We start from the raw sequence: 19,655 nt of genomic DNA, 5'->3' as shown, positions 1-19,655 counted from the left end.
TGAATAGATTGATATATTATGAGGGTGTCCTAGTTTTATGAAATTTTTTCTAATTCAGTTATAAAGTAGCTGACGACCTGAGGGGGGGAGAAAAAAATGAGCGAGAAGAGACATGGAGTGTCCAGGCGTCAATTTTTGAATTACACGTTGACCGGCGTGGGGGGATTTATGGCCGCTGGAATGCTCATGCCTATGGTTCGCTTTGCGCTTGACCCTGTGCTAAAAGGAACAGAGGATCAGGATATGGTTCAAGTTGTCAGTGTAGATGAACTGACAAAAGAACCGAAGCGCTTTGACTTTAAAATTGATCAAGTAGATGCATGGTATGAGTCAAAGGAATCTAGGTCTGCATGGGTGTACAAAGAAGGGGATGAAATTGTCGCTTTATCGCCAATCTGTAAACATTTAGGATGTACAGTGAACTGGAACAGTGATCCGAAAAATCCAAACAAATTTTTCTGCCCATGCCATTATGGGCTGTACGACAAGGATGGTACAAACGTACCCGGAACTCCACCGCTTGCTCCGCTTGACCATTATAAGCAGCAAGTGAAGGACGGATACCTCTATCTTGGAAAAGCTGTGCCGAAAGGGGAAGGGTAACGATGCTTAACAAGATTTACGATTGGGTAGATGAGCGGCTGGACATCACACCGATATGGAGAGACATTGCGGATCATGAAGTGCCTGAGCACGTCAATCCAGCACATCATTTCTCTGCTTTTGTGTATTGTTTTGGCGGTTTAACGTTTTTTGTGACGGTCATTCAAGTCCTTTCGGGCATGTTTTTAACGATGTATTATGTACCGGATATTAAAAACGCATGGGAATCTGTCTATTATTTGCAAAATGAAGTGGCATTTGGACAGATTGTAAGAGGGATGCACCACTGGGGTGCGAGTCTAGTCATTGTTATGATGTTTTTACATACGCTGAGGGTCTTTTTCCAAGGGGCGTATAAAAAGCCTAGAGAGCTAAACTGGATTGTCGGTGTGCTCATTTTCTTTGTGATGCTTGGACTTGGTTTTACAGGGTATCTTTTACCGTGGGATATGAAGGCGCTATTTGCGACGAAGGTTGGTCTTCAAATTGCAGAGGCGACACCTTTCATTGGGAAAGAGATTAAAACGCTGCTTGCAGGTCATCCTGACATTGTAGGTGCACAAACGCTGACGAGATTTTTCGCTATCCATGTCTTTTTCTTGCCAGCGGCATTATTTGGGCTGATGGCTGCCCACTTTATTATGATTCGTAAGCAAGGAATTTCTGGACCGCTGTAAAATTTTGCGTTTGATGAATGTTCAATGAGGAGGGGATGACTTTGCATAGGGGAAAAGGGATGAAGTTTGTCGGAGATTCCAGAATACCGGCAGAAAGAAAACCTAACATACCTAAAGACTATTCCGAATATCCGGGAAAAACCGAAGCCTTTTGGCCGAACTTTCTTTTAAAGGAATGGCTTGTAGGTGCTGTTTTTTTAATTGGATTTCTTGTCCTAACTGTTGTTCATGCACCTCCGCTTGAGCGGATGGCTGATCCGACAGATACGGGCTATATTCCGCTGCCAGACTGGTATTTCTTATTTTTGTACCAGTTGTTAAAATATGAGTTTGCTGCAGGGAGCTATACGGTGGTTGGCGCAATGATTATGCCTGGAATTGCGTTTGGTGCTCTTTTACTCGCACCATTTCTTGATTCTGGTCCTGAACGTAGGCCATATCGAAGACCAATTGCAGTTGGGATGATGATTCTTGCAGTTGGTGCAGCAACCTATTTAACATGGGAGTCTGTTGCTACTCATGACTGGGAAGCAGCAGCGAAGCAAGGTGAAATCAAGAAAGAAGCAGAGATTGATACCTCAGCTGAAGAGTATAAAATCTATCAAGAGCAGACATGTATCTCCTGTCACGGAGATAATATGCAAGGCGGTGCAGCTGGCCCGTCACTTGTTGACAATGGCTTAGCACCAGAGGAAATTGCGAAAATCGCTGTAGAAGGAAAAGGCAACATGCCTAAGGGCATTTTTAAAGGCAGCGATGAAGAACTTGAAAAGCTCTCGAAATATTTATCTGAGGTCAAATCTAAATAATTCAGTTGTTTAAATGCAAGTACAAGGATATACTCAAAAGGAGAAAAAAGCTGGCGCTGTCAGCTTTTTTCTGATTTTAACAGATCGTGAGTGAAGAGAAATATGAGATGGATTCAATATCTGCTAGCCACACGCTACATGCTTGTGCTCGTGCTCATTGTCAACTTTCTTGGGACTGCGTACGGCTACTACTGGTATATTCCGCAGCTCGTTGAGACGCCGGCTGTCTTTTTACCTTTTGTACCGGACAGTCCGACGGCAAGCTTTTTCTTTTTATTTGTATTACTAGCCTTTCTAATGAAACGCCATGCTCCTTATTTTGAAGCACTGGCCCTTGTCACCTTGATCAAATATGGATTATGGGCTGTAGGGATGAATCTTTTCGTGCTCGTTTCTGTTGATGATTTTCCGTGGGAAGGATATATGCTAATTGGTTCGCACTTTGCGATGGCGGTACAGGCTGTGTTATTTGCGCCGTATTATCGTTTTCACATGCGTCATTTGGTTGTAGCAGGCATATGGATTTTACATAATGATGTGATTGATTATGTATTTGGAATGATGCCGCGTTATTCTATGCTTTCTGCCTATTCAAATGAGATCGGCTACGTGACGTTTTGGTTAAGTATTGCCGTTCTTCTTGTTTCGTATTATCTTGTCCTCTCGAAAAAGTCGGTCAAGCTTGAACTCCCTTAACAATGTTGGTCTAACCTTGTCCTTTTCTTCATACGCTGTATGGAGAAAGGCTAGGAGGGACTTGCATGAAACGAAAGTCAATCGCGATGATTCTATTATTATTTCTCGTCTTGCATCCAGCTGCTGCAAAAGGTGAGGAAACAACAGCTGCTAAAGCGCTGCAAGAATTAACGGAACTATCAGATTCAATCTTTCAATTAACGAGACAAGCTAAATATGATGAGGCATTACAAGTCGCATTGTATGCTGAAAAGACATTTAAAGCTGAGAATTGGCGTGGAACTCTGACGAATACGCAGGTTCGGCAAATTACACTTGGCTATCAAGATATCATTAAAGGACTCCCGCAGGAAGACTTAAATGAGCGCGAAAAACTTCGGTATGCCTCTCAGTTTAGAATGCTTCTCGATGCGATACAATCAAATTCAGAACCTCTTTGGGGTTCGCTTGAGAAGCCGATTATGGGGTCTTTTCCGACATTAAAGAAAGAAGTAAAAGATCCAGAATCGACGACGTTCTATGAAACTTGGAATGAGCTGGTTTCATTGTATGATATGATTTATCCGAGTTTAACCATTGATATCTCGCCTGAAAAGCTGCAAACAATTAAGCAGCACATGGAAGTAATTGAACAAGGTGAATTTTTAAAAGCATCGAGTGGGACAAAGCTTGAGCGTCTCACGAAACTCGAAGAAGATTTATCAAGTGTGTTTGCGAACGTTGATCAAGATGAAGCGGATCCATCGCTTTTATGGGTCATCTTAACAACAGGAAGTATGATTTTACTCACTTTAACGTATGTTGGGTTTAGGAAATACCGTGCTGAAAAAGAAAAAAAGCAAAAGCGACAAGCCGATTATCCAAAGTCATAAAAAAAGAAGCACCGTTATCGGGCTTCTTTTTTAGTGGGGATTGAGCGGCTTTTTATGTTCATCTAATGTGAAGCCTTCACCAAGTACGTCATGCACGTCACTCACTGATACAAAGGCATGAGGATCGACGGAAGTTACGACACTCTTGAGGTGGACAAGCTCATTTTTTGGAACGACGCAGTAAAGGACGTTGCGTTCCTGTTTCGTATAGGAGCCGACACCCTTTAAAATGGTCACTCCGCGCTCCATTTCCTCTGTGATTTTCTTTTGAATGATGTCATCCTTTTCAGAAATAATCATCGCTCCTTTGGCAGCGTAAGCGCCTTCTTGCATGAAGTCGATGACTTTTGCAGCAACAAATACGGCAACAAGTGTATACATGGCTTCTTTGTAATTTAAATAGGTGAGAGAGATGGTAATGACACATGCGTCGAAGATAAACATCGTTCTTCCCATTGCGACTTGATAATGTTTGTTGATCAGTCTTGCAATAATGTCCACGCCGCCTGTTGTCCCGCCGAATTTAAAGATGATTCCGAGGCCTGTTCCGATAAACACACCTGCAAAGAGTGCGGCTAAGGCTAAATCATGCTGAAGAGGCATATGTATTTGAAAGCGCTGAAAGATGGCTAGAAAGACAGAAAGACTGACGGTTCCGACAATTGTATATGTAAACATGGTTCTGCCAAGCATTTTCCAGCCGATAAAAAAGATCGGAATGTTTAACACAAGGTTTGAAATAGATGGGTCAATGTGAAATAGAAAATATAAAAGCAGTGTGATACCTGTAAATCCGCCTTCCGCCAAGTTGTTCTGCATATTAAAATGAACAAGGCCGAAAGAAAAAATCGCAGATCCTATTAAAATAAATACGATATTTTTAAGACGAATTTCTTTTAGCAAAAGATCACTCCTTTTTTTGCTTAGACAGCGATAATATTATATGGTATGGAAGAGAAACAAGCAAACTGAGTTTTAAACATTTGTCAAATATTTATGATTTCGCTAACATGTAAGAGATGGATAGGAGGATGAGCTTCATGACGAATGAAAAAACGCTGCGTCACGTGCAGCAAGAAGTCGATGATTACATAGGACAATTTAAAGAAGGCTATTTCAGCCCGCTTGCCATGATGGCCCGTCTGACAGAAGAATTAGGTGAGCTGGCAAGAGAGGTCAACCATTACTATGGAGAAAAGCCGAAAAAAACAACAGAAACAGAAAAAAGCATGGAAGAAGAAATTGGCGATGTGCTGTTTGTGTTAACATGCCTTGCCAATTCACTCAATATATCACTTGAAGAAGCCCATGATCGTGTGATGCATAAATTCAATACAAGAGACAAAGACCGCTGGACGAAAAAAGAAGGGAAGTAGAGAAGATGACGAATCAAACCATCAAAGTTGTAATCGCTGGAGCAAGAGGAAGAATGGGGATAGAGGCTGTCAAGCTGGCAGAAGAAACAAGCCATTTCGAACTAGTAGCAGCACTTGATCACACACATGAGGGGAAAAAGCTATCAGATGTGCTTCATACAACATCTGATGCGCCCATTTATACGGATATTGACGTGTGTCTTTCAGAAACAGCACCGGATGTATTAATTGATTTGACGACCCCAGAAATCGGGAAAGTACATACAAAAAAAGCCCTTGAACATGGCGTACGTCCAGTCGTAGGCACAACAGGTTTTTCAGAAGACGACCTAAAAGAACTTCAGCAATTAACAGAAGAAAAAGGGATAGGCTGTATTATTGCGCCTAACTTTGCTGTTGGTGCTGTTTTAATGATGAAGTTTGCCAAAATGGCAGCAAATTATTTTCCTGATGTTGAAATCATTGAGCTTCATCATGATAAAAAATTGGACGCTCCGAGCGGTACAGGACTAAAAACGGCTGAAATGATTGCTGAAGTAAGAGAAAGCAAAAAGCAGGGGCACCCTGAAGAAAAAGAACTAATCGAAGGTGCTCGAGGAGCAGATTATGATGGCATCCGTCTTCACAGCGTAAGGCTTCCAGGCATGATTGCTCATCAAGAAGTGCTGTTTGGAATGGACGGACAGACGCTCACGATCCGTCATGATTCTTATAACCGTGCATCCTTTATGTCAGGTGTGAAGCTTTCTGTTGAACAGGTGATGCATATTGATCAACTCGTCTATGGCTTAGAAAATATTATCGACTAATAAGGAGTGGATCCCTGATGAACATTGCTTTAATCGCTCACGATAAGAAAAAAAGTGACATGATTCAATTCGCCATTGCGTATCGAGATCTTTTGGCAGATCATACACTTTATGCAACAGGAACCACAGGTTTAAGAGTGAAAGAAGCGACTGGGCTGCCCATTCATCGTTTCCAATCAGGACCACTTGGAGGAGATCAGCAGATCGGTGCTATGATTGCTGATAATGCAATGGATCTTGTGCTCTTTTTTAGAGACCCTCTCACTGCACAGCCGCATGAACCGGATGTATCTGCACTCATCCGGCTTTGCGATGTGTATGCCATCCCATTAGCAACCAATATGGGGACCGCCGAAATTTTAGTCAGGAATTTAAATAAAGGTACGTTTGATTTTCGAGATGTAGCAAAAAACGGAGGAACGCATGAAACCACTTGATATCCTTGCATTCGGTGCCCATAGCGATGATGTAGAGATCGGTATGGGTGGAACGATTGCAAAATACGTAAAAAAAGGGGCACGTGTTGGGATTTGTGACTTGACTCAGGCTGAATTATCTTCAAACGGAACGGTTGAAAGCCGAAAAGAAGAGGCCAGAGCAGCCGCTGCCATTTTAGGCGTCACGACTCGAATCCAGCTCACGTTGCCAGATAGAGGACTTTATCTGAATGACGAAGCGATGAAAGAAATTGCAGGTGTCATCCGAACATACAAACCGAGACTTATTTTTGCCCCGCACCACCAAGATCGACATCCTGATCATGGTCATGCGGGTTCACTTGTAGAAGAGGCCGCTTTTTCTGCAGGTATACATAAATTTGAAGATTCATACAAGCAGCCAGCGCATAAAATAAGCCAGATGTATTATTACATGATTAATGGCCACCATCGTCCAGATTTTGTGATCGATATCTCAGACGAGATGAAGCAAAAAATTGATAGCTTACATGCGTATAAAAGCCAATTTGTCAAAACAGAGAGTTCAGTGGAGACACCGCTTGTAAATGGTTATATCGATTTTGTCAAAATGAGAGAGTCGATGTATGGAAGGGAAGTCAATAAACCTTTTGCAGAAGGGTTTCTGACAAAGAAGCCACTTTTGATGGACGATGACTTACTTGGGGGGTAATTATGAAAAAATTGAAGATCGGAATCACTTGTTATCCGAGTGTTGGCGGTTCGGGCATTATTGCCACAGAGCTTGGAAAACGTTTAGCTGAAAAAGGGCACGATGTTCATTTCATTACCTCAAGTATTCCGTTTAGACTCAATAAAGTGTATCCGAATATTTATTTTCATGAGGTGGATGTCACTCAATATGCTGTGTTTCAATATCCGCCTTATGACCTTGCACTGGCAAGTAAACTCGCAGAAGTGGCAAAACGAGAGAAGCTTGATATTATTCATGCGCATTATGCGGTCCCTCACGCTGTCTGTGCGTTCTTAGCCAAACAAATGACTGGACAGTCTGTCAAAGTCGTCACCACCCTTCACGGGACGGATATTACGGTTTTAGGCTATGACCCATCTTTAAAGGAAGTTATCCGGTTTGCGATCGAATCATCTGACCGCGTAACGGCTGTATCACATTCATTAGCTGCGCAGACATACGATCTAATTAAACCGAATAAAAAAATTGATACGATCCATAATTTCGTCGATGAGCGTGTATATTTGCGTGAAGATCACGAAGTGCTGAAGACGCATTATGGTCTTCTGCAGGATGAGAAGGTCGTCATCCATGTATCAAATTTCCGTAAAGTGAAGCGGGTGCATGACGTAATCCATGTGTTTAAACAGATTTCTGAACAGGTGAATGCAAAACTGCTACTGATTGGGGACGGCCCTGAAAAATCGGTTGTTTGCGAGCTTGTGAAAAAGCTTGGATTAACGGACCGCGTGTTATTTTTAGGAAAGCAAGAGAAGGTGGAGGAGCTCTATTCGATTAGTGATTTGAAGCTGCTGCTTTCTGAGAAAGAGAGTTTTGGTCTTGTACTACTTGAAGCAATGGCATGCGGAGTACCTTGTATAGGAACAGACGTTGGAGGAATTCCAGAGGTGATTGCACATGGAGAGACAGGATTCCTTGTTCCGCTTGGTGATGTAGATGGAGCAGCAAAACATGCCATCTCTATTCTGAAAGACAATGCGCTCCATAAGCAAATATCGATGGCAGCCAAGTCTAGTGTTGAAGCCAATTTCTCTTCTGACAAAATTGTGAGAGAGTATGAAGAGCTTTACTTAGAATTGATCGAAGGTGATGTTGAAAATGAATGAACCATTCACACATGCGATCCCTATTTTACATACACTGCATGAACATGGGTATCAAGCTTATTTTGTCGGCGGTGCGGTGAGAGATGTCCTTTTAGGCAGGGAAATTGGGGATATCGATATTGCGACAGATGCCACACCTGATGTGGTGGAGTCTTTATTTGATAAAACAGTAGATGTCGGCAAAGAGCATGGCACTGTTATTGTGTTACTTGACGGGGTCAGCTATGAGGTCACTACGTTTCGGACTGAATCAGAATATGAAGACTTTCGACGGCCTAAAGAAGTGGCGTTTATTTCATCACTAAAAGAAGATCTTTTAAGAAGAGATTTAACGATCAATGCAGTGGCCATGGATATTCATGGTGACATCATTGACCATGTGGGCGGCAAGCGGGATATTAAGCGAAGACGAATTCAAACGGTTGGAGATCCTGCATGCCGCTTTCAAGAAGATGCGCTTCGGATGATGAGAGCGGTGCGGTTTTTAAGCCAGCTCGGGTTTGAGCTTTCTAAAGAGACGGAAGAAGCAATGAAAAAAGATAAACATCTGCTTGCTAACATATCTGTTGAACGCAAAAAAATCGAAATGGAAAAACTTTTAAAAGGCCGCTACTGTGAGCAAGCCATCAAGGTGCTCATCTCCACCAAATTGTATGAAGAATTGCCCGGCCTCAAAAAGGATCAGCTGAATGAAACGTTCCAAGCTTTCCCGTATTATTTATTGGATGGGTTAGATGAGGTATGGGGAGCCTTTATCCATTTACTTGGTCTAGATGAGGCGGAGGCGGTGTCCTTTTTAAAAGAATGGAAGTTATCAACGAAACTTTTAAAAGAAGCCGTTGCCATTAGCAAATATGTTGATTGTGACTGGGATGCGGAAAAAATGTTTGAAGCTGGTGAACATGTCCTGCTTTCTAGTATGAAAATCACGCAACTCAAACATGAGCGCCGCATTTTCTTTGATGAGCTGGAGGCGGCGAAACGTTCATATGATGCGTTGCCGATTAAACAGCTTCAAGACCTTGCAGTGTCAGGAAAAGATTTGATGGCCTTTCGGCAAAAGCCAGCTGGTAAATGGATTGCAGAAGAGCTTTCTTCTGTAAAAAAAGCCGTTTTGCAAAACCAGCTTGAAAACCGAAAAGAAGCCATAGAGGAGTGGCTCATAGCGTGCGATCAGCGATTAGAAAACGATTAATTGAACTATTTACAGCATCTGAGCAAGATTTTGTCTCAAGCCAGCAAATATGTGATGAGCTTGGCTGCTCCCGAACGGCAGTATGGAAGCATATAGAGGATTTGCGAAAAGAGGGATATGAGGTCGAAGCGGTCAGAAGAAAAGGATACCGGCTGCTTCGTAAACCGGACAAAATTAGTGAAGACGAAATTCTGTTTGGTTTGGAAACAGAGCTGTTTGGCAGGCATATTTATTTTCAAGAAGAAGTCACCTCAACTCAGCTCATTGCCCATGACCTCGTCAATAAAGGAGCCCCGCACGGCTCGCTTGTTGTCAGTGATCATCAGACAAACGGAAAAGGCCGCCTTCAAAGAACGTGGCATTCACCAAATGGGACAGGCATTTGGATGAGTTTGATTCTCCGGCCGGAAATACCGCTGCACAAAGCGCCGCAAATGACGCTTTTAGCATCTGTCGCCATCGCTGAAGCCATAGCGCAGCAAACGGGTCTCAGTCCATCAATCAAATGGCCAAACGATATTTTGCTTAACGGAAAAAAGGTCGTTGGTATTTTGACTGAATTAAAAGCAGAAGCTGACCAAGTTCACGCAGTCATTATTGGTCCAGGCATTAACGTGAATCAGACGGCAAATGATTTTCCTGAAGAATTAAAGGATGTTGCGACGAGTTTGCAAATGGAGCTGGGTGAAAAGATAGACAGAGCGGCATTGATTCAAACCATCATGTCCACCTTTGAAAAAAGGTATGATGAATATATGACTTATGGTTTTGCTCCGATCAAACAATTATGGGAATCGTATGCGATGACCATTGGAAAGCGTATCATCGCACGCACCGTCAATGGACAATATGCTGGAACGGCGCTTGGGATTAATGATGAAGGCGTTCTTTTACTCGAAACGGAAGGCGGAATCCAAAACATCTACTCCGCTGACATTGAGATCAAGTCAACTTAAGTGGAACACCCGGCACATTTTTGATATACTTCGTGTGGGCAGTATCTGAAAAAGAACTGTACCTGTTAGGAAGAAAAATTCGATAAATTTCTGCCTTGATCCTAAGGGACTTGGACAGAGGGATGATTCGTCTGCACATGAGAGATAAAAGCATGTGAGATCAGACAAGCCATCTCCTCTCCAGAATGAGGAGGAACAAATGAAGACAAAGTTAGATTTTTTCAAAATGAAAGAACAAAACGAACCTATTGTGATGCTGACAGCATACGACTATCCAGCTGCAAAGCAAGCGGAAAAAGCGGAAGTCGACATGATCTTAGTTGGTGACTCACTTGGGATGGTTGTCCTTGGACTTGATTCCACAGTGCAAGTGACGATGGATGATATGATTCATCACACAAAAGCAGTCAAAAGAGGCGCAAAAGACACATTTGTTGTGACGGATATGCCATTTATGTCTTATCATTATTCATTAGAAGAAACGATGAAAAATGCAGCACGCATTATGCAAGAAAGCGGTGCTGATGCCTTAAAGCTTGAAGGTGGAGACGGAGTATTTGAATCCATCCAAGCACTTACAAGAGGCGGTATTCCTGTTGTAAGCCATTTAGGGCTCACCCCCCAATCAGTCGGTGTCCTTGGCGGCTATAAAGTGCAAGGAAAAGACAAAGAGAGTGCACAGAAATTGATTGAAGATAGTCTGAAATGTGAGGAAGCAGGCGCCATCGCCCTTGTGTTAGAATGTGTACCTGGTGAACTGACAAAACGGATTACTGACATGCTAAAGATTCCTGTGATCGGAATTGGGGCAGGGGCTGAAGCAGATGGACAAGTTCTCGTTTACCATGATGTGGTAGGGTACGGCGTGTCTAGAACACCTAAATTTGTGAAACAATACGCGCAAATCGATGCTGTATTAGAAGAAGCGCTCATACAATATACAAAAGAAGTAAAAGCACGCACATTCCCAGAGGATGCTCATACCTTTCATATGAAAGAAGAAGTCCTTGATGGTTTATATGGGGGGATCAAGGAATGAAGGTTGTCTCCCATATTCATGAACTAAAAGAAATGATCAAGCAGCATCAAAAGAAGCAGCATTCCATTGGATTTGTCCCTACAATGGGTTTCCTTCATGAAGGACATCTTACGCTTGCAAAAGAAGCAAGAGATCAAAATGACATCGTAGTGATGAGCATCTTTGTTAATCCATTGCAATTTGGACCGAATGAAGACTTTGAATCCTATCCAAGAGATATGAAAAGAGACCAGCGTCTTGCCGAAGAAACTGGAGTAGATATATTATTTACACCTGATGTGAAGGAAATGTACAAAGACGAGCCATCGATTACGATGACTGTCCAAAAGCGTACAGACGTCTTATGCGGGAAGAAACGCCCAGGACACTTCGACGGAGTTGTCACGGTGCTGACAAAGCTGTTTCACCTTGTCGCACCAACCAATGTATACTTTGGTCTAAAGGATGCACAGCAAGTCGCTGTTATCGATGCGATGATCAAGGATTTCTTTTTTGATCTTCACCTTGTGTCTGTTCCTACTGTTCGAGAAGAAGACGGTTTAGCGAAAAGTTCAAGGAACGTGTATCTGTCTGAAACAGAAAGGCAAGAAGCACCTGCTTTATACCGGGCATTAAAAAAAGGACAGACAGCTGTAGAAAATGGTGAACATGATGTAAATCGTATTTATCAATTAGTGGAAGAGGAGATTCTTCAAACGAGTGGGGAAATCGATTATATTGACATTTACTCCTACCCAGAGCTTGAACCTCTTCAGCACTTAACGGGCCAAGTGATCATTGCCACTGCTGTGAAGTTCTCCCGGGCAAGACTGATTGATAATGTGATTTTCCATGTTCCTGAAAGCGGTGAAAAACATGTATAGAACTTTTATGACCTCGAAACTTCATAAAGCGACAGTGACTGAAGCAAACTTACACTATGTAGGTAGTATTACCATCGACGAAGATTTGCTTGATGCGGCAGGCATGATGGCAAATGAGAAAGTGCAAATTGTCAATAATCACAATGGTGCTAGACTTGAAACATATATCATCCCTGGGGAAAGAAAGAGCGGTGTCATTTGTTTAAATGGTGCGGCAGCAAGATTGGTTCAGCCAGGAGATGAAGTCATTATTATCGCTTATGGGATGTTGTCAGAGGAAGAAGCGCAATCGCACACACCTAAAGTGGTCGTGTTAAATAAACAAAATCAAATTGAACAAATGATTGGGCAAGAGCCTGCGAGAACGATTTTATAACGCACGCTCACATGGAAACAGAACAGTTTCATCATAAGGAAGCTGTTCTGTTTCAGCTATATTGCCCAGAGTGTGTTTCACTATGAGTGGAACGAGGAATTGAGGTGTCCATTTTATGACCGATCAAAGGTTTGTTGTCGTTGATATTGAAACCACCGGGAATTCACCAAAAAAAGGTGATAAAATCATTCAAATTGCTGCGGTGGTCATTGAAAATGGACAAATTGTCGAACGGTATTCAAAATATGTGAACCCAGGGAAAACGATTCCTGGATTTATTGAACAGCTGACAGGTATTAAACAGCACATGGTTGATGACGCGGTGTTTTTTGAGGACATTGCCCAAGAGGTGTATGATCTCATACAGGGCGCTTATTTTGTTGCGCACAATGTTCATTTTGATTTGAACTTTTTAAACGATGAACTAAAAGCATGCGGGAAAAATGAGCTGGATGTGCTAGCGATTGATACGGTTGAAATTTCTAGAATTCTTTATCCTGAGCTTGAAGGTTATAAGCTAACTGAATTAAGCGAAGAGCTCATGCTTCCACATGACCACCCGCACAGGGCGGATAGTGATGCGGAAGTTACTGCCATGTTATTTTTAACCTTATTACATCAATTAAGGAATACACCGCCAAATGTGTTAAAACAGCTGCGCAGATTATCCTCTTATCTTCTAAGTGATATAGGACTTTTAATTAAGCAGCTTGAAACCAATCACTCTAGTCAGGATGATTCGCTTGTAGAAGTAGGATCTTTTGCTGTGAAAGATGTGACCAATCCTATCACTGAATCGACATATGCAGTAGGCGCTGACGACGAGCAGCTGTTTGAGGAGATAAAAGAGAAGCTTCCTCAAACATTAGAAGGCTATGAAGTAAGAGAAGGCCAGCTCACGATGATGAACAAAGTAAGAGATGCGTTCCATGAAAGAGCTTATGCGTTAATTGAAGCGGCGCCAGGAATCGGGAAAACACTCGCTTATCTTATACCAGCTGCTTTAGAAGCAAAGAAATCAGGAAAACCTGTCATTATCAGTACATATTCAATTTTACTGCAGCAGCAAATGCTTCAGCGCGATGTTCCGCTACTCAAGCAATTGCTCCCATTTGAGCCAGCCGCCTGTGTGTTTAAAGGGCGGGCACATTATATTTGTTTAGATAAGTTTGAGCATGTGCTGCATGAGGAAGATGATAACTATGATGTTGTCTTAACAAAAGCGCAAATTTTAATGTGGCTTCTTGTCACTGAAACAGGTGATTTGTCTGAACTGAATTTACCGTCAGGAGCTGCAAATATAAAAGACCGTATCTCTTGTATGCACATGCCATTTACATCGAAAAAACGCCGTTTTAAAGAACATTGTTTTTATGAACGGGCTAAACGAAAGGCTCAAACCGCTGATTTAATTTTGACGAATCACCGTCTGCTTTTATCTCAAACGGAAGGACCTTCTATCTTTCAGCATGCAGATGTCTATGTGATTGATGAGGCCCACCAATTTGAAAAAACAGCCAATGAAACGCTAGGTGACAGTGCGTCTTATCTCCAGCTTCATGCGAAATTAACGCAGCTTGGCTCTTTGCATGGCGGGCTGCTTAAGAAATTGAAAAAGAGATTTCATGGGGCAGGTTTATCAACTGACACCTTTATTGAAATGGACGAGTATCTTCAGCAGCTTCAGATGGAAAGTGACGCATTTTTTAGTACCGTACATTCTTTTGTCAAAAGGACAAAACCAAAAGCGGACATCAATCGTCTCATTCATAGAGTCCGTCATCATTCAAAACATGCTCAGTGGGTCCGAATTAAAGAATCAGCGAGTAAGCTTTGTTCATTATTGATTGCTTGTGAGAAACTGTATGAGCAGCAAAAAAATGAGTTGCTTCACAAAAGTGATCAGTTCATAGAGCAGTTTGCATTTGAAGCAGAAGAATACGATCAAGTGATGTCATTTATGCAGACATTCTGCAGTACGCTGTACCGGTTTATCTTTGAACCAAACAATGATGAAACCGTTTGGATTGAGATTGATGCAAAGGGTGCCAAGAATGCTGTCTTTATGCACGCGCAGCCGCTAGATACAGGGGAGTTGCTAGCTGATCGGTTCTTCATGAACAAAAAAAGCGTTGTCCTCACATCAGGGACGCTTACCATCAATCAACGCTTTGATTATTGCTTGGAACGTTTTGGCCTGCAAGATTTTTACCCACACCTTGTCCAAATTGATTCACCCTTTGAACTTGAAAAACAGCTTAAGGTCGTTGTACCTGCTGACATGCCGCCGATCACAAACCGTGATGAACGCGAATATGTGAAGCAAGCTGCAACATATATTAAGATCATGGAAAAGCAGGATCAAGCGAAAATATTGGTGTTATTTAATTCACATGAGATGTTAAAAGCAGTGTATGAAGAGCTGAAATCAGAAGGTATGCAATCGGCCTTGTTTGCTCAAGGTTTGACAGGCGGGAGCCCTGTAAAATTGACAAAAATGTTCAAATTGGCGAAGCAGGCCATCTTGCTAGGAACAGGGAGTTTCTGGGAAGGTGTGGATTTTCCTGGCTCAGAGCTAACGACCGTCATTATGGCAAGGCTTCCTTTCCGACCGCCCGATTCACCGCTCATTGAAGCAAAATGCGAAGTGGCAAAAAAACAGGGGAAGAATCCGTTTAAAGCCGTCGCTCTCCCGGAAGCTGTGTTAACGTTTAAGCAAGGAGCAGGCCGCTTGCTGCGCTCGGAAAAAGACATCGGAACATTGCTGATTTTAGACCGCCGAGTGAAAACCGCTTCGTATGGAAAACTATTTTTAGAATCACTTCATCATGCGCCAGTTCACGAGATGTCCAAAGAGTCGCTTGAGGCGTATATAGAAAAGCTTAACAACGAAAAGCCGCTGTCATAAGCGGCCTTTCACTGGTGTGGGTTTGGAGTTAATTTATCGTAACGGCTTTTTATGTTCCGTTGTAAAAATAGTATCGGTTCTCACATTGAAAAGTATGACTAACAATATTTACGTACCGAGGAGGAATTAGAAGTGGAAAGTAAAATAGAGGTACTTTCAACTGTTCAAATTAAGCATTCAGAAGACCTATACAAAATCGTCGATTTGCTGAACAGAACGCTTAAAAGGGAAGATCTTATGTTTGGATTAGCATTAGATCAAGAAGATCAAAATCAAGCGATATTTACCATATATCGCACATAGGGGAAGCTTGACATGAAAAAAATAGTTTGGATTATTTCATCCATTGCTGCGCTCGTTTTACTCATTGGCATCATTAGCTTTTCGTGGATTTATCAAATTGCCATGGGACAAAAAGAAGAAGGTCATGAGGCAGCGATTGAACGAGCAAAAAAGCAAGCATCAATAGAACAAGTAGAGCAAGTGGATACCTTTGTTGGGAAAGAAAAGCAATTTATTGTGGAAGGTAAAAACAAACAAAACGAAGCGATCTATGTGTGGGTACCTGCCAGCAAAAAAGAAAAAGTCATTGCTAAAAAAGCAAAAGAAGGCATTACTTCAACCCAAGCAGTACAAGCCGTTCAAAAGGAGAACACCATTTCTAAGCTGAAAAATGTTCAATTAGCAAGAGAAGGTGACGTCCTCCTTTGGGAAGTAACGTACTTAAATGAGAACAACCAATATAGTTTCAGCTATGTTGATTTTACGACAGGACGAGTGGAAAAAAATTTAACACCATAGTTTCTTCTGTCTTGCGTTGACCATGCTGATTTAGAACGGTTATAATAAAATGTATGAAAAAAGAATCACACCTATCTAACAAGGTGAGTTTCTTTCTGGCTTTGGAGGGAAATATGTTGAAAACAACTATTAATCAAGTGTTCAAACACGTCGATGAAGAAGTAACAATCGGCGCATGGATTGCCAATAAACGTTCAAGCGGGAAAATTGCATTCTTGCAGCTTCGCGACGGGACAGGCTTTATTCAAGGAGTCGTTGTAAAAGCAGAGGTGGAAGAGGAAGTCTTTAAGCTTGCGAAATCAGTGACACAAGAGACATCGGTCTATGTCACAGGACAAGTAACAAAAGACGAACGTTCACCACTTGGTTTTGAATTACAAGTGAAATCCATTGAAGTGATTCACGAAGCAACAGATTACCCAATTACACCAAAAGAACATGGAACAGAATTCTTAATGGATCACCGTCATTTATGGCTGCGTTCTAAAAAACAGCATGCCATTATGAAAATCCGTAACGAAATTATTCGTGCTACATATGAGTTTTTCCATCAAGAAGGCTTCGTGAAAGTGGATCCGCCAATCTTAACAGGAAGTGCTCCAGAAGGAACAACAGAGCTGTTTGCTACTAAATATTTTGATGAAGATGCTTACCTTTCTCAAAGTGGACAGCTTTACATGGAAGCTGCTGCGATGGCACTCGGAAAAGTATTCTCATTCGGTCCAACATTTAGAGCAGAAAAATCGAAAACAAAACGTCATTTAATCGAGTTCTGGATGATCGAGCCTGAGATGGCATTTGTTGAATTTAATGAGAACCTTGAGTACCAAGAAAATTATGTGTCTCACGTTGTTCAAAGTGTACTTGAAAATTGTAAAGTAGAACTGCACACACTTGGCCGTGATACAGCAAAATTAGAAAACATCAAAGCACCATTCCCGCGCATCACATATGATGAAGCGATTAAATTCTTGCAGGATAAAGGATTTGATGACATTGAATGGGGAGATGACTTCGGTGCGCCGCATGAAACAGCGATCGCCGAAAGCTATGATAAACCAGTCTTTATCACTCATTACCCAACCTCATTAAAACCATTTTATATGCAGCCTGCACCAGACCGTGATGATGTCGTCCTTTGTGCAGATTTAATTGCACCAGAAGGCTATGGAGAGATTATCGGCGGTTCTGAACGTGTTCATGATTTAGATCTGCTTGAAGCAAGATTAAAAGAACATGGGTTAGATCAAGAAACGTACAAATGGTACACAGAATTAAGACAGTATGGTTCTGTACCACATTCAGGTTTTGGTCTTGGACTTGAACGAACAGTTGCTTGGATTAGCGGAGCGCCGCATGTGCGTGAAACAATTCCATTCCCAAGATTATTAAACCGTTTATATCCTTAAGACGTGAAAGCCTCCAACATATGGAGGCTTTTTCAAACGTCTTAAGGGCAGCACGTATGAGAAAACGTGATATACTGAAAGTTAAGAGGTGTATCCGATGAAAAGGCAGCAATTTATAGATATGCAGAAAATGGGTTCGACCAGTTTGCCTAATTTGCTGATTGCCCATTATGAGCAATTAGGACTGAATGAATCACAAATGATGGTCATGTTAAAGATTAAAATGAATGAAGAACAAGGCGTCTTTTTTCAAACATTTGAAGAGCTTTCACATGGTATGACCATTTCGGCCGAAGAATGTGCTTATATGGTGCAGTATTTGATTCAAAAAGGGTTTATTTCGATCCAGCCGTTTGAAGACAGGTCTGGTATTCAGCATGACCGTTACTCGGTAGAACCCTTATGGGGTGTGCTGTATGACTTTTTAGAAGCAAAACAGGCGAAAGACCTGCAAAAGAATCATGTGCAGGCTGAAAAATCTTTATATGCGCTATTTGAAGATGAGTTTGGCAGACCACTTTCTCCTCTTGAAGGGGAGACACTCTCGATCTGGATGGACCAAGACCATCATGATGCTGAGATGATTCGTCTTGCTCTAAGAGAAGCTGTTTTATCAGGGAAATTAAATTTTCGCTATATCGATCGAATATTGTTTGAGTGGAAAAAGAAAGGGCTGAAAACAGCGGAAGAAGCGAAAGAGCATAGCCAGCATTTCCGTTCGCAGCAAAAAGCCCCACCTTCAAAAGAAGAAACATCTTCATATAAAAGACAAGTTCCTTTTTATAATTGGCTGGAACAATAACCAATAAAGGAGAAGGCATGTTATCAAAAAAACAAATCAATGAATGTTTAGATATTATAGGAGATATGTTTCCAGAGGCTGAGTGTGAGCTTGTTCATTCCAATCCATTTGAACTAGTGATTGCTGTCGCACTCTCAGCGCAATGTACAGATGTTCTAGTGAACAAAGTGACCAAACATCTATTTCAAAAATATAAAACACCAGAAGACTATTTAAGTGTGCCGCTTGAAGAGTTGCAGCAGGATATTCGTTCGATCGGTCTTTATCGTAATAAGGCAAAAAACATTCAAAAATTAAGCCAAATGCTGATTGAAGATTATGGCGGTGAAGTGCCAAGAGATCGAGATGAGCTAATCAAGCTCCCAGGGGTGGGACGGAAAACAGCAAATGTCGTTGTATCTGTCGCTTTTGGAATTCCCGCCATTGCAGTAGATACACATGTCGAGCGCGTCAGCAAACGACTTGGGATTTGCCGCTGGAAGGATTCTGTTCTTGAGGTAGAGCAAACCTTAATGAAGAAGGTGCCAAAAGATGATTGGTCCGTGACCCATCATCGTCTCATCTTTTTCGGCAGATATCACTGTAAGGCGCAGCGGCCACAGTGTGAATCTTGTCCACTTCTTGATATGTGCAGAGAAGGGCAGAAGAGGCTGAAAAAAGGGCTGGTGAAGCTGGCATGAGCGGAGCAGCTGTTTTCACCTCATATGTCGAAAAGCTAAAAGAGAAAAAGGTAGAGATAAGCGGCGAAAAAAAGGATATATTAAGAATCAATCCACTCGCATTTGATCTATCTTCAGAACCTTTACTAGATGAGCAACCGTGGCAGAAAACGGAAGAATTTGTTCCTTTGATGTTTGATCTGTGGAATGAATTAAAAGACAACATGCTTCCTCGCTTTCAAACGAGAAAATCTCGGTGTGAAGAGGATGATATGCTGCAAGGCATTGTCAGTATGATTGCAATGTTTTACTGGATCAAAGGAGAGAGGCTTCAAACCGTTGATTGGGAGGAAATTAAACAACAGACGTTTCCAGTAGCCCCCATTAACTGGACAGAACGATTAGAGTTTATTTTGCTTAAACCTACTCAATATCATTGCTTTATTCAATTGGACGAGTTATACACAGAGCTCAAAAAGCAGTATGGAAAATATGAAGCACTCAGAAAGTTAAAACAAAATCGTTAAAA

Annotated in this window: 23 protein-coding genes; 22 read left to right on the top strand and 1 reads right to left on the bottom strand. The window is 41.8% G+C overall.

What is annotated here, in order from left to right; genetic code table 11:
- Positions 1-96: 96 nt before the first annotated feature.
- The 5 genes from M2369_RS13670 to ypjB all read left to right on the top strand — a co-directional run bounded on the left by M2369_RS13670 (position 97) and on the right by ypjB (position 3,657).
- Positions 97-603, top strand: coding sequence for a ubiquinol-cytochrome c reductase iron-sulfur subunit (locus M2369_RS13670; protein ID WP_007500911.1), 507 nt, complete (start codon positions 97-99; stop codon positions 601-603).
- A gap of 2 nt (positions 604-605) precedes the next feature.
- Entirely contained in the window at positions 606-1,280 is a 675-nt protein-coding gene (qcrB, locus tag M2369_RS13665) for a menaquinol-cytochrome c reductase cytochrome b subunit (RefSeq protein WP_003215804.1), read from the top strand.
- 41 nt (positions 1,281-1,321) lie between these two features.
- Positions 1,322-2,089: a menaquinol-cytochrome c reductase cytochrome b/c subunit gene (locus tag M2369_RS13660; protein WP_008344567.1), complete on the top strand. Its 768-nt coding sequence runs from the start codon at positions 1,322-1,324 to the stop codon at positions 2,087-2,089.
- 102 nt (positions 2,090-2,191) lie between these two features.
- A complete protein-coding gene (gene lhaT, locus M2369_RS13655) occupies positions 2,192-2,785 on the top strand; it encodes a lipoprotein heptaprenylglyceryl N-acetyltransferase LhaT (RefSeq protein ID WP_007500909.1) in 594 nt (197 codons plus the stop codon).
- Between the two features lie 65 nt (positions 2,786-2,850).
- A complete protein-coding gene (gene ypjB, locus M2369_RS13650) occupies positions 2,851-3,657 on the top strand; it encodes a sporulation protein YpjB (protein WP_008344572.1) in 807 nt (268 codons plus the stop codon).
- Between the two features lie 30 nt (positions 3,658-3,687).
- Here the strand turns inward: ypjB and M2369_RS13645 are convergent, their stop codons facing one another.
- A complete protein-coding gene (locus tag M2369_RS13645; protein WP_003215598.1) occupies positions 3,688-4,560 on the bottom strand; it encodes a YitT family protein in 873 nt (290 codons plus the stop codon).
- A 137-nt stretch (positions 4,561-4,697) separates the two neighbouring features.
- Between M2369_RS13645 and M2369_RS13640 the strand changes: the two genes are divergently transcribed.
- The 17 genes from M2369_RS13640 (at position 4,698) to M2369_RS13560 (ending at position 19,653) form a co-directional block, all read left to right on the top strand.
- Positions 4,698-5,033 carry a nucleotide pyrophosphohydrolase gene (locus M2369_RS13640; RefSeq protein ID WP_008344575.1) on the top strand — a complete coding sequence of 112 codons (336 nt, stop codon included), beginning with the start codon at positions 4,698-4,700 and terminating at the stop codon, positions 5,031-5,033.
- A 5-nt stretch (positions 5,034-5,038) separates the two neighbouring features.
- Positions 5,039-5,842, top strand: coding sequence for a 4-hydroxy-tetrahydrodipicolinate reductase (dapB, locus tag M2369_RS13635; RefSeq protein WP_017359745.1), 804 nt, complete (start codon positions 5,039-5,041; stop codon positions 5,840-5,842).
- Between the two features lie 17 nt (positions 5,843-5,859).
- On the top strand, positions 5,860-6,279 hold the full coding sequence (mgsA, locus tag M2369_RS13630; RefSeq protein ID WP_035702930.1) for a methylglyoxal synthase: 420 nt from the start codon (positions 5,860-5,862) through the stop codon (positions 6,277-6,279).
- On the top strand, positions 6,266-6,970 hold the full coding sequence (gene bshB1, locus M2369_RS13625; RefSeq protein ID WP_024718519.1) for a bacillithiol biosynthesis deacetylase BshB1: 705 nt from the start codon (positions 6,266-6,268) through the stop codon (positions 6,968-6,970). The genes mgsA and bshB1 overlap by 14 nt, the downstream gene beginning before the upstream one ends.
- 2 nt (positions 6,971-6,972) lie before the next feature.
- Positions 6,973-8,118, top strand: coding sequence for an N-acetyl-alpha-D-glucosaminyl L-malate synthase BshA (gene bshA / locus M2369_RS13620; RefSeq protein ID WP_058336706.1), 1,146 nt, complete (start codon positions 6,973-6,975; stop codon positions 8,116-8,118).
- A complete protein-coding gene (locus tag M2369_RS13615; RefSeq protein ID WP_100325371.1) occupies positions 8,111-9,313 on the top strand; it encodes a CCA tRNA nucleotidyltransferase in 1,203 nt (400 codons plus the stop codon). Before bshA ends, M2369_RS13615 begins: the two co-directional genes overlap by 8 nt.
- Positions 9,286-10,269, top strand: a complete 984-nt coding sequence (locus tag M2369_RS13610; protein ID WP_160757567.1) for a biotin--[acetyl-CoA-carboxylase] ligase — start codon at positions 9,286-9,288, stop codon at positions 10,267-10,269. The genes M2369_RS13615 and M2369_RS13610 overlap by 28 nt, the downstream gene beginning before the upstream one ends.
- Before the next feature lie 199 nt (positions 10,270-10,468).
- Positions 10,469-11,308 (top strand): 3-methyl-2-oxobutanoate hydroxymethyltransferase, encoded by an 840-nt coding sequence (gene panB / locus M2369_RS13605; protein WP_008344587.1) that lies wholly within the window; start codon positions 10,469-10,471, stop codon positions 11,306-11,308.
- Positions 11,305-12,171: a pantoate--beta-alanine ligase gene (gene panC, locus M2369_RS13600; RefSeq protein ID WP_039165690.1), complete on the top strand. Its 867-nt coding sequence runs from the start codon at positions 11,305-11,307 to the stop codon at positions 12,169-12,171. The genes panB and panC overlap by 4 nt, the downstream gene beginning before the upstream one ends.
- Positions 12,164-12,547, top strand: a complete 384-nt coding sequence (gene panD, locus M2369_RS13595) for an aspartate 1-decarboxylase (protein ID WP_058336709.1) — start codon at positions 12,164-12,166, stop codon at positions 12,545-12,547. Before panC ends, panD begins: the two co-directional genes overlap by 8 nt.
- Before the next feature lie 115 nt (positions 12,548-12,662).
- Positions 12,663-15,455 carry an ATP-dependent DNA helicase DinG gene (gene dinG / locus M2369_RS13590; protein ID WP_259254598.1) on the top strand — a complete coding sequence of 931 codons (2,793 nt, stop codon included), beginning with the start codon at positions 12,663-12,665 and terminating at the stop codon, positions 15,453-15,455.
- 132 nt (positions 15,456-15,587) lie between these two features.
- Entirely contained in the window at positions 15,588-15,758 is a 171-nt protein-coding gene (locus M2369_RS13585) for a YpmA family protein (protein WP_008344594.1), read from the top strand.
- 12 nt (positions 15,759-15,770) lie between these two features.
- A complete protein-coding gene (gene tseB, locus M2369_RS13580) occupies positions 15,771-16,256 on the top strand; it encodes a cell wall elongation/penicillin-binding protein regulator TseB (RefSeq protein ID WP_072368280.1) in 486 nt (161 codons plus the stop codon).
- A gap of 116 nt (positions 16,257-16,372) precedes the next feature.
- Positions 16,373-17,665 (top strand): asparagine--tRNA ligase, encoded by a 1,293-nt coding sequence (gene asnS / locus M2369_RS13575; RefSeq protein ID WP_024718525.1) that lies wholly within the window; start codon positions 16,373-16,375, stop codon positions 17,663-17,665.
- 97 nt (positions 17,666-17,762) lie between these two features.
- Entirely contained in the window at positions 17,763-18,467 is a 705-nt protein-coding gene (locus tag M2369_RS13570) for a DnaD domain-containing protein (protein WP_007500879.1), read from the top strand.
- A gap of 17 nt (positions 18,468-18,484) precedes the next feature.
- Positions 18,485-19,147 (top strand): endonuclease III, encoded by a 663-nt coding sequence (nth, locus tag M2369_RS13565; RefSeq protein WP_249855689.1) that lies wholly within the window; start codon positions 18,485-18,487, stop codon positions 19,145-19,147.
- Positions 19,144-19,653, top strand: a complete 510-nt coding sequence (locus tag M2369_RS13560) for a YpoC family protein (protein WP_024718527.1) — start codon at positions 19,144-19,146, stop codon at positions 19,651-19,653. The genes nth and M2369_RS13560 overlap by 4 nt, the downstream gene beginning before the upstream one ends.
- Positions 19,654-19,655: the final 2 nt, after the last annotated feature.

This window comes from Bacillus sp. JUb11, from assembly GCF_024807925.1.
Taxonomy (GTDB): Bacteria; Bacillota; Bacilli; order Bacillales; family Bacillaceae; genus Bacillus; species Bacillus altitudinis.
Note: the sequence above shows the minus strand (reverse complement) of the source record. Positions and strands in the feature narration are given on the sequence as shown.